The sequence below is a fragment of the Sinomonas sp. G460-2 genome, assembly GCF_047759905.1.
Lineage (GTDB): Bacteria > Actinomycetota > Actinomycetes > Actinomycetales > Micrococcaceae > Sinomonas.
Window position 1 is genome coordinate 1 of record NZ_JBKZWT010000090.1, and the last position, 13,136, is coordinate 13,136.

16 protein-coding genes are annotated in these 13,136 nt (G+C 61.4%); 7 read left to right on the forward strand and 9 right to left on the reverse strand.

Annotated features, from left to right (window positions below):
- The coding region (locus ACLN58_RS10540; RefSeq protein WP_415855217.1) for a relaxase domain-containing protein at positions 1 to 475 on the reverse strand (475 nt) is incomplete at its 3' end.
- Between the two features lie 608 nt (positions 476 to 1,083).
- On the opposite strand from ACLN58_RS10540, the gene ACLN58_RS10545 reads away from it, so the two are divergent.
- From ACLN58_RS10545 to ACLN58_RS10555, 3 genes are all read left to right on the forward strand, one after another.
- Positions 1,084 to 1,854, forward strand: coding sequence for an NYN domain-containing protein (locus ACLN58_RS10545; RefSeq protein WP_415855218.1), 771 nt, complete (start codon positions 1,084 to 1,086; stop codon positions 1,852 to 1,854).
- 668 nt (positions 1,855 to 2,522) lie between these two features.
- Positions 2,523 to 3,050 (forward strand): AAA family ATPase, encoded by a 528-nt coding sequence (locus ACLN58_RS10550; protein ID WP_415855219.1) that lies wholly within the window; start codon positions 2,523 to 2,525, stop codon positions 3,048 to 3,050.
- Positions 3,051 to 3,689: 639 nt separating this feature from the next.
- Positions 3,690 to 4,004, forward strand: a complete 315-nt coding sequence (locus ACLN58_RS10555; RefSeq protein WP_415855220.1) for a GNAT family N-acetyltransferase — start codon at positions 3,690 to 3,692, stop codon at positions 4,002 to 4,004.
- 114 nt (positions 4,005 to 4,118) lie between these two features.
- Here the strand turns inward: ACLN58_RS10555 and ACLN58_RS10560 are convergent, their stop codons facing one another.
- The gene (locus ACLN58_RS10560; RefSeq protein ID WP_415855221.1) at positions 4,119 to 4,427 is read right to left on the reverse strand and encodes a GNAT family N-acetyltransferase; all 309 of its coding nucleotides are present in this window, start codon (positions 4,425 to 4,427) and stop codon (positions 4,119 to 4,121) included.
- Between the two features lie 109 nt (positions 4,428 to 4,536).
- Positions 4,537 to 5,232 carry a hypothetical protein gene (locus tag ACLN58_RS10565; protein ID WP_415855222.1) on the reverse strand — a complete coding sequence of 232 codons (696 nt, stop codon included), beginning with the start codon at positions 5,230 to 5,232 and terminating at the stop codon, positions 4,537 to 4,539.
- Between the two features lie 316 nt (positions 5,233 to 5,548).
- On the opposite strand from ACLN58_RS10565, the gene ACLN58_RS10570 reads away from it, so the two are divergent.
- Complete coding sequence (locus tag ACLN58_RS10570; RefSeq protein ID WP_415855223.1) at positions 5,549 to 6,097, forward strand: hypothetical protein; 549 nt, start codon at positions 5,549 to 5,551, stop codon at positions 6,095 to 6,097.
- A gap of 125 nt (positions 6,098 to 6,222) precedes the next feature.
- Here ACLN58_RS10570 and ACLN58_RS10575 read toward each other — a convergent pair whose 3' ends face one another.
- Positions 6,223 to 6,876 carry a TetR/AcrR family transcriptional regulator gene (locus ACLN58_RS10575; RefSeq protein ID WP_415855224.1) on the reverse strand — a complete coding sequence of 218 codons (654 nt, stop codon included), beginning with the start codon at positions 6,874 to 6,876 and terminating at the stop codon, positions 6,223 to 6,225.
- A gap of 384 nt (positions 6,877 to 7,260) precedes the next feature.
- Here ACLN58_RS10575 and ACLN58_RS10580 point away from each other — a divergent pair, with 384 nt between their 5' ends.
- Positions 7,261 to 7,506, forward strand: a complete 246-nt coding sequence (locus tag ACLN58_RS10580) for a hypothetical protein (protein ID WP_415855225.1) — start codon at positions 7,261 to 7,263, stop codon at positions 7,504 to 7,506.
- Positions 7,507 to 7,614: 108 nt separating this feature from the next.
- Here the strand turns inward: ACLN58_RS10580 and ACLN58_RS10585 are convergent, their stop codons facing one another.
- Positions 7,615 to 8,193 (reverse strand): 3'-5' exonuclease, encoded by a 579-nt coding sequence (locus ACLN58_RS10585; RefSeq protein ID WP_415855226.1) that lies wholly within the window; start codon positions 8,191 to 8,193, stop codon positions 7,615 to 7,617.
- A 330-nt stretch (positions 8,194 to 8,523) separates the two neighbouring features.
- Between ACLN58_RS10585 and ACLN58_RS10590 the strand changes: the two genes are divergently transcribed.
- On the forward strand, positions 8,524 to 8,835 hold the full coding sequence (locus ACLN58_RS10590) for a hypothetical protein (RefSeq protein WP_415855227.1): 312 nt from the start codon (positions 8,524 to 8,526) through the stop codon (positions 8,833 to 8,835).
- 143 nt (positions 8,836 to 8,978) lie between these two features.
- On the opposite strand, the gene ACLN58_RS10595 is transcribed toward ACLN58_RS10590, so the two are convergent.
- The 4 genes from ACLN58_RS10595 to ACLN58_RS10610 form a co-directional block, all read right to left on the reverse strand.
- A complete protein-coding gene (locus ACLN58_RS10595) occupies positions 8,979 to 9,548 on the reverse strand; it encodes a hypothetical protein (protein ID WP_415855228.1) in 570 nt (189 codons plus the stop codon).
- Between the two features lie 194 nt (positions 9,549 to 9,742).
- The gene (locus tag ACLN58_RS10600) at positions 9,743 to 10,654 is read right to left on the reverse strand and encodes an ATP-grasp domain-containing protein (protein ID WP_415855229.1); all 912 of its coding nucleotides are present in this window, start codon (positions 10,652 to 10,654) and stop codon (positions 9,743 to 9,745) included.
- A gap of 8 nt (positions 10,655 to 10,662) precedes the next feature.
- The gene (locus tag ACLN58_RS10605) at positions 10,663 to 11,502 is read right to left on the reverse strand and encodes a hypothetical protein (protein WP_415855230.1); all 840 of its coding nucleotides are present in this window, start codon (positions 11,500 to 11,502) and stop codon (positions 10,663 to 10,665) included.
- 24 nt (positions 11,503 to 11,526) lie between these two features.
- Positions 11,527 to 11,928 carry a hypothetical protein gene (locus tag ACLN58_RS10610; RefSeq protein ID WP_415855231.1) on the reverse strand — a complete coding sequence of 134 codons (402 nt, stop codon included), beginning with the start codon at positions 11,926 to 11,928 and terminating at the stop codon, positions 11,527 to 11,529.
- A 789-nt stretch (positions 11,929 to 12,717) separates the two neighbouring features.
- On the opposite strand from ACLN58_RS10610, the gene ACLN58_RS10615 reads away from it, so the two are divergent.
- Positions 12,718 to 12,957, forward strand: a complete 240-nt coding sequence (locus ACLN58_RS10615; RefSeq protein ID WP_415855232.1) for an SdpI family protein — start codon at positions 12,718 to 12,720, stop codon at positions 12,955 to 12,957.
- Positions 12,958 to 13,136: the final 179 nt, after the last annotated feature.

Consider the following 13,136-nt stretch of genomic DNA (forward strand, 5'->3'; position numbering starts at 1 on the left):
GCGCGACCGCGACGGTGTGCAGCTCCTCGACCGGGACGACCTCCTGCGCGCCGCGCGGCCCGACCCGTGTCACAGAATGCCGGGCGAGCCAGCCACGGATCTCGGCGGCGGCATCCTGCTGTGCGGCATCGAGCGCGGCCGACACCTCCGGGTGCAGTGCCGCCGCCATGGAGAGCGACTTCGGGGCGTTGACCACCATCTCCGCGAAGCGCGGCGATCCCCCACGGCCATCGCCCGCCCGGCGCGGGACGCCCAGCTGCTCCCCGGTGATCGGGTGCGCCCAGTCGACCCACGCGGCGTAGGCGTCCGGGGCCAGGTCACGGATCGCCGTGACGTTGCCGTCGCGGTCGAGCTGCACGAACTCGGCGACGGCAGCGTCGCCGAGGTAGTAGTCGTCGGCGCGCGAGCGATCGGATTCGACGTACCGGCGCGCGTCCGAGCCCTCCCCGCGGAACAGAGTCACCCCGCCCTTCACGCCCGCCTCCCTCACCTCTGTGAGAGACAGGTGCGCAGCGCCTACCGGCGGTAGCATGCGTCCATTCAGAAGGTCGTGCATTCAGAAGGTCGTGCGGAATAGCAAGACCTGCCCGGCGGGCGCTAGACGTCAGCGGGGTGCGATCACGACGCGCGTCCGGGATGGCTGGGCGTACAGATTTGGGCGCTTCCGGTGTTTCAGTTGTGGCACCTTTGCGTGCATTTTCATCGTGCGGGTCTTACGTGCCTAGTGCTCGCCAGCGATCTCAACGACCGACACCAGGTCAGGCGCCGAGCGGCTGTGGGTCGGCTTACGGGCGCGCGCACGGGGCTTGACATCGCTCAATGGTCCTCTCCGAAACAATTTTCTATTGACAAACTCCGGTGCCAGACCGCACTCTTGAAAGTAGATCGTCTGGCCTCGAATGGGCTGGGCGATTAGTGTTTCCGGAGTCCGTTCTTATCCAAGAATATTGGGAACGAAGAATTGCCGGATGCGTTTATCGAAGGACATAATCGCGACCGGTCTCTAGTGGCGATGATAAGCCCGAGACTAAAGCCGTTGCCCACCGTGGGCGGCGGCTTCGCTGTTTCTAGGAGGAATTTATTATGCTTGAATCCGCCAGTTCGGTCCAGCGGGTTGCCGTTCTTGTCGACTACGAGAACATGAACCGGCGTGCGAGGTCTCTCTTCGGAGGGTCAGGTCCACGGGACATCCCGCCCCGTCTGCTCGCCGAGACAGTGATCGCAAGGCGCACCAACAAGGGCTTCAGGTGCGAGCTAGTCAAGGTCCTCGTGTTTCGGGGCCGGCCCGGTGAAGGCCAGCCCGGGCGCGCACGATTCTGTGTCCGGGACGCAGAGTGGAAGAAGGATCCCCTGATCGAAACCCATTACATCGAACTCCACTACAGCCGCGGCACCGCGAGGGAGAAGGGAGTCGACGTCGCCCTGGCCCTGGGCGCGGCCCGAGTGGCTTCATCCGGCGAAATCGACGTCGTGGTCATCGCGTCGGAGGACAGTGATCTGGCTCCGGCCGTGGCTCACACCAAGACCGGTGGCGTTCGCGTGGAGACGGTTGTCTGGGACAACCTGCAGGGAAGCGCCAAGGGCGCATTGAAGCGCGCTTGGGAACAGCAGCCTCGAGGTCTCGCTGGCGGCACTGGACAGAACCCACGGCACGGAAGCGGCCTTGAAGATTTGCACCAAACTCGTCGACACCTACATTGGGCCGAACCGGGCCGCAGGTGCGGGCCGTCGAAGCGACTGGGAGTTCTTCTCTCCCTTGGGGCTTGGGGACCCGGACGAGGAGGTCCTTGCAGGTTCCGAGGCGAAGGAGACCATCCTCGCCGCGTGGAGAGCCGCGCTCAATTTGTCGCATGAACCCGGTGATGCTGCTGCTTGAGGGGTCTCCGCGCCAATAGCCTATTTTGCCCCCGCGGTGGCCGCCGACGAGCGCTCAGACACAGGGGGTCCTTCCGTGGAAGTAAGCGAGACGAGTGGCTGGGCAAGTCGGCGTCAGGGGGATCCCGCCAGGTGGTCAATGGAGTTTCTTGACTCCTCAAAGGCTCACGCCATTTAATCTAGGGCATGTTCGGGTCTCGTCTCTCACAAGCGGAGAAGCTTGAAGTCCGTCTAATGCTGGTCGGGTTTACCCGCTGGCAGGCACACTGTCTAGCGCAAGCATCCTGCCTCCCACGATCGGGGCGTGACCCAAACGTGCCCCGGACGCTGTTTCCGGACGCTAACCACAAAAAGACCTACCAATTAGTCAACGGCATATACCGTGACCTCATGACACTGAGCGACGAGGCTCGAGAGAATGAAATCGCAAAGTTCACCCGCTCTCAAACGATCACGGCCGTGTTCGGTCGATTGCCCCCTCAGCCAAAGGCGGCGAACCAACTCCCCCGCTAACCTCGGCACCGTCCTCAAAGGCCGCACATACCCACCCGACGGCACCCCAGCACTTGTGTTACCCGTTTACCGCGATCCGTCCGATGGAGGATCCTCGAACGCTCGTGGGGTGCAGTATCTGACTACCATTCACTATGGGCAGGAGAAACTTCCTCATTGAAGGAGGTTCCGGAACTGGGAAGACCTCTGTGTGCGAGGAGTTGGCAAGGCGCGGTTACCACGTCGTTGACGGCGATCGCGAACTGGCGTACAAGGGTGATCCGGAGACCGGGGCGCCGATGGAGGAGGTCACTGGTCTTGACGTTCACGATCACCACCTTTGGCGGGTCGACAAAGTGAAGGCGCTCGTCGCAGATCAGCGCGAGGCGGTGACGTTCTTCTGTGGGGGATCGCGAAACTTCGCGAAGTTTATTGATCTGTTCAACGGCGTGTTCGTGCTCGAGATCGACATCGAAACCTTGGTTCGCCGGCTCGACGACCGGGGCGAGGACGAGTGGGGAGGACAGCGCCGGCACGCGGAACGGGACCTCATAATCCGGTTGCATCGCATGAAGGCGGACATTCCGCGAGGTGGCATCGCCATCGACGCCACTGCTCCGCTCGCGCGTGTTGTCGACGAGATCCTTACCCTGAGTGGAGCAGTAGGAGACCCCGCCCGTTAGCCGATCCGTCACCGGACGCTGTGATGCGGCAACATGGCTCGATGGCCAAAGTTCATCTCAGTGGACAACTTGTGTGCCGCGACAACGACGACGTTTCTGTCGTCGTCGAGCATCTTGCCCGGCGCATCGTGCTGACGCGTGCCGAAGTTGGCTGCGTTTCATTCTGCGTGACCCCACTGACGACCCATTGGTGTGGCAGGTTGACGACGAATTGTTCCGCGATGCTGGCTGGGGCATTCAGAGCCCACCAGGACCGAGTCGCGGGCAGTGAATGAGGACGCGTCACCGCCGGGATCGAGCGCCGTTACACGATCGATGGGCTCTGATTCGGGATTCGATCCCAGTTGCCCCACTGCGATGATTGGGGCCGTGGCTGTGTCGTCAGTCCGCTCGAGAGGTGCCGCGCAGCCGATGTCCCACGGTGCGTGTTGGAGATGCCAGACTAAGGCGTGGAGTTCCGGCAGGTATCGTCCGAAGACTGGCAGCTGTACCGCGCCGTACGCAGGCGCGCGCTATGCGAAGATCCCCGGGCATTCACCGCCACCCTCTCCGAATGGTCGGCGAAGGCGACACGGAGCAACGATGGCGTTCACTGCTCGAAACGTCGACTGCCCTCAATCTGGTTGCTCTCGTTGACGGATGCCCGGTTGGCACGGCCAGCGGGGTACCGGGCAATGTGCCGTCGTCGGTGGGGCTCGTCGCGATGTGGGTTGCCCGGAGGCGCGCGGACTAGGCGTCGCCCAAGAACTGATCGCCGCGATCGAGGCATGGGCGGCGAGGCTGCGAGCGAGTTCGCTTCGGCTCTTGGTTATGTCGGACAACTCCGCCGCGATCGGACTGTACAGGAAGACAGGCTTTGTGTTCGACGGCGAGGGGCCGCGGCCGTTCCGTCTCGATGCCCCCCGGCGAACGCTGATGATGACCAAAGCGATCGCTCCGGCCGAACGGGACTGACCGGGAAAGGCCAAACGTCACCCGCGGGTCGCTGGTGGCCCTACCCCGCGGAGTCTGCGATCCCTAGGGAGTTCGAGAGTGTCGGCGCTCGTGAGGGGCGTCTTCGCCGCCCGGTCAGCACATTGGCCCCAGGCTCTGGTCCATGAACCGCTCCGAGGATCCGAACCCGGCGCGCGCATACGCCGTGACGGCCCGTTCGCTGCTGTGCACCGTGATCCTCTCAGCCCCGAGGTCTCCGGCGGCCCCAACAGCCGAATCGATCAATTGTGTACCGACACCCCGATTGCGCGCCGCAAGTGCCACGTACAGGCACTGCAGCTCGGCCGAGACTCGGCCCATGCGCCCTGGCGTCGGCACCCGGTCGACTGAGACAGGAAGTCCTGAGATCCACCCCAGCGATTCCCCGGAAGGTTCAGAAGTCAAGCGGGATAGGGCGAGTGCTGGGCGGGCTGTCCGGTCAAAGGATCCTTCACCGGACCAATCGAGCTCGTCGCGGTGCGGTTTCGGTGGGCAGCCGTACGATGCGCGTGGTTCAGCCGCGGCCGGTGGCCAACCTGAACATCTCCGTCTCCACTTGTACAGGCGTGCGGTCGTACCGGTCGCCCCAGCCCTTCAGCAACTCGAGGTACGCCGAGTAGGCCTTCGTGGAGCCTGATCTGAACCAGATGCCCGCTTCGTGGCCCAACCACTTGATGATCTGGTCGTCCAGGATCGGCGCCGCGCTTGCACCTTCGACCCCGGACGCCGCCGAGGCGAAGTAGAGCCATTTCGTGAAGTACGAAGAACCGAAATGCTTGATGCGAGCATCAGTGTTCATCTCGCGGAAGCCCCTGACAGCACCAAGGCCGCGAACCGCCCTCGGACCTCGTTGAAGTCGGTCCGCAACGGAGGGGTCTACAGGAATGGACGCCACCTCATCGCCGGGGCCCTTTACGCCCGTGAGAATCCATCGAGTTCGGACGGCGCCCCGTCCGCCTTTGTCACCCCATCCCCACACCATCGTTGCGACAAACCCGGGCAGCACCCGTCCGGCCTCAATTTCAGCCGAAACGGTTTCCGCCACGAACTGCCGGTCAATGCGTTCGGGAAGAGCATCGAGCATGTTCAGAACGTCGGGCAGATCGTGCATCCGCTCCGTCCAAGGGTTGCGAGACCAACGGAACGATTCCTGAGGCCGATAAGGAGCCGAAAGCGCATTCGCCAGCGCTTCGGGCACAGTCGTAGTCATAGAGCGAATGATGGCCGAAGCCCATGACATTTCAGTCGTGGCTCGCTCGGCACAGGCGTGCTGGCTGCCTTACCGCGCGGATTCCTTCTCCTGCCCGGAGTTCGTGTCTCGAAACCTCTGTGTCTCGGAACGCATGGGATGCAGGACGTGAAAAGTCCGGGAATGTGCCACCGAGTGGTCACAGAGCACCGCCAACGAGCGATCAAATCCACACTCTCCCTGGCGACGTCGTGCCGTTCCTGCCAAAGGATCCATTGCCGGGCGTCCGACTCGTGAAGGGCTCTACTCTGTATCTGAGCACGAAGGCGAGGTGGCCATGGTCCAGGGTGAGCCGCTTCTCGGACTCGACGTCGCCTCAACGTCTGTGCTCTTCCTCGCGATCCTCACCGTGCACGTCGCCGCTGCTTCCGTAGCGATCGTCTCCGGAATAGTGGCGATGGTCGCCCGTAAGGGGTCGGGGCGTCACAGCCGCGCCGGCCATTGGTATCTGATCGGGATCCTGGTGGTCTTCGCAACGGCGTGCGCCCTCGCAGCCTTCCGTTGGCCGGAAGATCTGCCCCTGGTTGTCATCGGCGGAATCGGCGCAGCATCAGCTGTCTACGGCTTCGCGTTCCGACGCCTGCGCCGACCGGGAGACATTCCGCATATCCTCGCGATGGGCATCTCCTATATCGCCATGCTCACGGCGTTCTACGTGGACAACGGCCCTCAGCTACCGGTATGGAACCTCCTTCCACCTCTGGCCTTCTGGGTCATCCCGGCGATCGTCGGGGCTCCGATCATCGGCCGGGCCATCTGGAAGCGCAGACATCCTCATCACCGGCGGCCCCTGCCCGAGGACCGAGTTCAACAGGAGCGCCCGTAAAAGGACCCTCCACCGTACGGGGCTCTATCCGGTCAGTGCTCGTCTGAAGGCTTGGCAGCTCTGAAGGAGATCCCGCGCTGCGCGGCACCTGGATCTTGTAGACCTGTATCGATCATCAGCTGCGGCTATTGAACACGGGGTGAGGCGGGGTCGAGAGGGGTCTCGAAGGTCTGCACGTAGTCGATGGCGGCCTGCAGGGCGTCTCTGAGCGGGGCCGTGTTCCGCTGGACCTGGGAGAGGAGCATGCCGCCCTGAAACGCAGAGAGCAGCAGATTGGCCAGGCGGGCGGGGTCGGCGTCGGCGCTGATGCGGCCGAGCTCCTGCATGTGCTTGAGACCGTCGCGGAAGATGCCCCGCCACTGGTCGAACGCCTTCGCGAGCTCGTCGTGGACGTCGAGGTCGGTCTTGATGATCTCGCTCGCGAGGGAGCCGAGGGTGCAGCCTTCCTGATGGGCGCGCTCGAAGCCGACGTAGAAGTCCGCCCACTCCCGGAGCGCGTCCAGGCTGTCGAAGCTGGCGAACCGCTCGCTGCGATGGAACGAGAGGACCCGCTCGGCACGCCATTCGATGACGGCCAGGACGAGGCTCTCCTTGGTCGGGAAGTAGTGGTTGAGCTGGGACCCGCTGACGCCGGCTGACCGTCGGAGCTGCTCGTTGTTCGTCGCGTGGACGCCCTTGGTGTAGATGAGCTCGGCAGCGTGCTCCAGGATCCGCTCGCGCGTCGCCTGCCCCTTGTCGGTGAGCTTCCGAGGCTCCCGGATCCCCGCATTGGCTTTCATGCTTCCAAGCATAGACCAAAAGTGGGCTTGACAGCCCACTTTCTTGGGTGTTCACTGGAGCAACTGGGCTAGCAAGCCCAGAAAATGGATCCATGGGCAGAGACCAGGTTTCGGCAGCCACCGTCATTCCCGGCTATGCCTTGACAGCGAAAGGGCCAAACGTCCAAGTTGCTTGTCAGAGGACCATCTGGTTCGTCAGAAGGACGTCATCTCGACCCACATTTACGGAACGGGCGCGATGCCGTAAACAGGAACAAGATAGCTGGGGTCTCCGAGTCACCCACCCCGGGATCCTGGTGGCCTCCGTACGGCTTGTTGGATAGGTCACCGTCGATGATCGGGCCGCCTTATCCACCGCGGCGTGACTTGAAATGAGACCGAAAAATGGCTGAGATCAAGAGGGAATTCCTCGTCGGATACGACTACGGGATGGCCGGGCTGTGGGGCATCATGCAAGCCCGATCTGAAGACGAGATCCATGCGCTCTATCCCGAACTCCAGATCGCTGCGGAGCGCCCCCGTTGGATGACAGATGAGATCTATGCCCGACTTCACGACATCGAGTGTCACGACATCGATGGCGTGCCTTGGGGAATGATCAGCGCCGTAATTGCGGACAGGCATCGCTGACGAAGCACCTAGACCCCGATTCCGGGAGGTCCGAGCGAATTCGACCCACTCATGACTTGTCCCGGTGGTGGATCGTCCTGCGGTATGAGCCCCTTCTGCCTCTGGTGTTCAGACCCCAAGTAGGATCGGCGAGAAGCCCTCGCATTCCATCATGTCCTCCACGGTGCCGTACCCACGGTGGTCGGCCGCGGCGAGGCAGATAAGGGCGCACGTGCGCGCGTCCGCTCCGGCGTCGTGGTGCTGGAAGTCGCCGAGTCCGAGGTAGGCGGCGACCGTGTTCAGCTTGTGGTTGGGCGAGTCCGGGAACACGCGCTGGGCGAGGCGGACGGTGCACTGGAAGTCCATCCGAGGCAGCCACAGCCCAGCAGCCTCGCTGGCCGCGGTCATGACACTCGCGTCGAAAGGCGCGTTGTGCGCGACCACCATGTCGCGGTCGAGGAAGTCGAGGATCCGCTCCAGCGCATCCTCCCAGTGTGGGGCGCCTGCGGCGTCGAGCATGTCGGGAGTGATTCCGTGGACAGCGATGTTGCCGAGGTGGAAGCGCCCGAGGCTCGGATGCGGCCGGATGAGGAAGGCCTCCTCGGTGACGATTTCGCCGTCCCGCACGCGGGTCATGCCCACGGAGCAGGCCGAGCCCCTGCGGCCGTTGGCGGTCTCGAAGTCGATGGCGCAGAAGTCGAGCGACACGGTGACTCCTCTTCGGCTCGGCGGTAATGGCGGCTCCGCCGACGTTACCGCTGAGGGCGGATGGTTCCGGGATGGGCCCAATACTGTCGTCATGCCTGTTGCCACTCGCACCCGTCAGTCTGCTGGCCGGGGAGGGGCTTCAGCCCATACGTGACACAGCGCCTGAGCGCTTTGTCAACAGCCCTTTCGGCGATCCTTGACCGGACGCTGTTCAGACCGATTGCCCAATTGATCCGCTCCTTCGCGGCTCCCATGCCTACCGGCGTTCACGTATTCTCTGCGGCAGCAGCATCACCTTCCGGAACCACGCCGTACCAGGGAAGGAGCAGAGTGACGTTCCCGAAGAACGCCAGGGGCGAAACCTACGGCTCAGGGGCCGTTTCGAAAGCGGGAGACGAACCCGACCTCATCGCCGCCATCGCCGACGACAACAGGACCCGGGGATACGTGCGGAAGACTGATATGGCATCCCGGGCCCAACCGAAGAATCCAGAAGAGGTCAGGGCGCGCGCCGTATCCGGTAAGACCGGCAGGGTCGGCGATAAGGAAGTTCCCCTCTATGCCCAAGACGGGGTGACCGTCGTGGGATCCTTCACCGTCAAGGGCTGGAGCGTGCAGGCGTCGATCCCTACTAAGAAATAGGAAGGTTCGCTACCCACCAAATGGCTCGTCCCGGCCAAACGACCCCACGAAAGTGTCCGGTCGAGGATCCCTCATGGGGACAGTCGGAGCCAGCCCAGGCTGCGTCGAATTCAGTCGATCGACGGGCGTGCCAAACGATGGTCTCAGGGCGCAATATGAAGCAGTCCGGTAAAGCCAAGCACGAACAGGACCACACCGACGGCCACCGCAGCGACATGGGGAAGGAAGACGTGCGGCCATATCCACGTGGTCCGTATGTCCGCCTTCACATCACCCTCGGTGCGCCTGAGGGGTCTAGCCCCCACCCCCTTCGCAGCTTGGTCCCAGTCCCAGTCTGTTCGCGGAGCGGACGCCACAGTCCCGTCAGGCAACTGCACCTGATTGAGCGAGTACATCGCTACTTCAATTTCCCGCATGCGCACGTAGTACCGCAGCTGATGCCCCTTCATGAGCGCCTCGATAGTCCAAAACGCGGCAGCCGAGAGGGCGCCGAGGCCGAAGAGCGCCCAATGGCCATACTGGAAACCGAGCCCGAGACCGGCCAAAGACAGCGTGACCGACCAACCCTTCACGGTCATCAGACGGCCATCCACATCGGACATCGTCCGAATCAACGCTTGGTATTCCGCTGAAAGATCCTGGCGGAGCTTGTCGGGGTCGGCCAGGGGAAGGACTGGTGGCACTTGCACCTGTAGCGGCTGCGACGAGGTCATGGCTTTCGTCTCCTGAATTCGGTAGGACAGGCGAAGAGCGCCCAAAGTGGGGTTCAGGGGAGGTATAACGCGCGGGTGCACACCTTCGAGTTTGGGGGCACACTCGGAGCGAACAGACAAACGCCGCCCGGTAAGGGGATCTCTGATCACAGCCCGTAACGGTCCCTCGAATGCCGCTGTTGGCGGCGCGCGAGTCAGGGCGACCCTGGCACCCCCTTCTCGGCCTTTGCTCTGGTCATGATCGAAACCAATTCTCGCGATATACCCCATTCCATAACGGGGTCATACATTCCGTAGCCTGGTTGAGGGTTTGCCTCCAAGCACCAATAAATTCCGTCCGATGAAACTTTGAAATCCCAGCCGGCAAAAGTAAGACCCATTCTGCGGGTGGCCGCTACGACCTGTTCGCTAAGATCGATAGGGAGTAGCCACCGGGACAATTTCGGCTTCACCCCCTTCGCTCGATAATCAACCGATCGAGAATCGATCATCGTTGACAGGACGACATCGCCTAGTACGTGCACGCGCACGTCGACACCCTCGATGCGGCGCTGCACGTGGAGCGGACCCTGCTGGACCACGAATCCATTCAGATCGTCAGCCGTGACTGCGACTGTGTCGCCCCTCGTCCCCGACAAGGACTTGAGGATGCAACTGAAACTTGAGACAAACTCCCGCAGCGTCCGTGGATCCGCCGAGGTGACGGAGTCAGGAACACGAAATCCCAAACCCGCCAAGAAGGCTTCATGTAAGGGCTTCGCTGAATTGTGGACACCAGCCATTGGCCTATTTATTACCAAAATATCCGCTGTTTGCAACCAGGCTCGCACTGCGCTCATCATTCCGAACCAACGTGATCGAGACGGGGTCTCCTGCTGGGACCATGTCAGGTCTATTGGCCGTGCGTAAACCGCGTCGTATTCCAACATGTTCCACTCGCATCCGTCGACGTTTATTAGAGACGATTGCCCGTCGCCGATATGGATATTCCAACTTCCGACGGCCGCGACTTCACGGAGATTGATTGCGTCGACTTCAACGCCTTCGCGTCGACAGAATTTTAAGAAATGAACGATTGTAGGATCACAATCGAGCCCGATGGCCAACAACCTAGTCATGACATCAAAAGATCGACTAGTGCCGAACTAACGAGCCCCAATTGATCACCGACGACCGCTGCGGTTGGCCTACCGCTAACACGAGCCAGCTTTACCTCGCTAGATACCATGGATTTGCGCCAGTGAATCACGCAGAAATTCAAATCGAGCGCCTTAGCCACTTCGATGCTTGTCTCTCGAATATGTTGAGCTTTATCCGCAGTTTCACGGCGAACCCAAGCTCGGTCTCCAACCACAAGCACCTGTTGAAATATCCATCCATCTGGCATTCTGCTCCGATAGCGAGTCGCTGTGTGGGATTTATCCCCGTTGGCTGGACCGACAGACAACTCTTCGCCCTCGTAGCGTGATGGATCCGGAATTTGAGCACTTGAATAATGCTCCTCCAGCAGCAGTTCGTGATCAACCAATCGGGATGAATGTAGGCGCTTCATGAGGTGTCGCGGTGGGTAGTCGGTGATTCCAGATGTGGTCGGCCTGTTGATGACCGGAGAAGTCATTAAGGCGGTGGTCGACCAACGTTGGGCAAACAATTCTCCGCGAACGAACTTCGATACCTCGCCACTAGTCTCTCGCTGATTACGAATGAACAGTGGCAAATCAGGTGAAACTTCTGTGGTTGCGCCCACATTCCTAACGGTGAGTTGTCTCGTATAACAGAACTGTTCAGCCCATACGGGGCACAGACCACGCTCTAGAGATACTTTGCAAACCTGTTGAACCAGAACGTCATCCGCGTCACCGATTAGAACTAGATCAGCTGATTTCAAAGAGCTTGAGAGCTCGGCATCGAGCACTATTTGGTTAGAGGACGTCATCGCTCGGACCAGGCTCATGGCGACTTCCGTCTGTCCAATCCCCTAGAGCGGCACCTTCGTCGTCGCCCCCTCCTTGCCGGTGTCTTCGGGTTCGTCCTTTGTTTTTTCTAGGTCGCCCTCCTTCCCGGTATCTTCGCTTTCCTCCTTCCCGGTGCCTTCGCTTTCCTCCTTCCCGGTATCTTCGCTTTCCTCCTTCCCGGTGTTGTCGTGAGTATCTTTATCTATCTCCCGCTTATTGTCATCTATGTCTTCCTTCATGCCTTTGTCGAGGAGTGGATCTTTCATTGCAGGCGTTGGCTCTTCGACTGCATCTGCAAATGATCTGAGCGGTTGGCTCGCCATTTTGTCCTGTAGGTCCTTTTGCGTCCCGGCCCTGATAGGAAGATTATCGGCCGCATTCTGGGCAGACTCTTCCGGATCAAGGCGATCAGGTGTCTCGCTCAACGGTATCTCCTCTTTCCATCGATTCGTGCTAAGTGCAATCGAGGGGCAGCTTTTAGCCCACTACAGTGAAAGCCCCGAGACAAGCGGGAGCCTTCCCCGTACTGACTCATGATGCGCTTCAATGTCCCATGTGACAAGAGTTGCACGAGGCTGTAAAGTAAGAGTAAATTTTCAATATATGTTATTTACCGGTGTCATGCCGAAGCTTGATGGTGCGAAACCGCCGAACTTGAGCCGGACTCCTACGGGGGCCGGGCTGGCAGTCGATGTCCGGGCCGAACAGCACCCCCTCGATCGCGGAGATCGATGGCGGCGAAGACGAGCATGAAGATATCCACGGCATATCGAAGACCGTGAAGGTCAGCGGACAGTCGGAGGACGGCTGGGGTGCGAGGCGCCAAGGCGGCTCCTTCGGTTGATGCGGGAGGTGGTCTCTGGGGCTGGCCTGATGGTCGGCCCACCAGGTCGTCCTATGCGTCGAGGTCAGAGACGGCCGCGCGCCGCAATCGGTCGTTACTGACGCACTGAAGCCACGGAGCCCGACACGTGTGAACCGCGGCCTAAAAGGTGCGGTTCTGTGCTCGCTAGGTGGCGGCCCGACGGCCGTTTGGGGATCCTTCTCCGTGCATGGATGCAGCTTTCCGCCTGTGACGCCGCTATTCGCACCCGATAGGGCACACTATGCACGTGGGGACACATGACGCAGCGGCCGGTCTGCCGGCTCTCGGGTGGGTGTTTACAGGGTTGCTCCTGCTGATCACACTGATCAATCAGGCTGCGGGCAACGGCATGATCCCACCGAACAGTACCGTCGGAATTCGCATCCCGCCGCTACAGCGGAGCGAGGCTGCGTGGACGGCAGGTCATACAGCAGGGGTCAAGCCCGCGGTGATCGCCTTCTGCATAGCCGCGGTCTGCAGCATCATCGGCCTGTTCGCCCCCATCGCGTATTGGGGATCGATCGCGGCGTTCGTTGGAGGGCTTACCTGGGTTATCGCGTCAGCCGTCCGAGCCGCGAATTCAGCCTAAGCCGGGCCGTCACCGTTCACCGACCGGCTAATGAGACGCCTGAGACCGCCATTTAGCGATCCTTCACCGGACGCTTTCCCCTGATCCCGGCGCGCGAGACACACGGGAAGTTTCTGACAACGAGTCTGGATTGAAATCTGTCCTCCCAGCCCCCGTTGGACCTAGCCTTCCTTGCATGG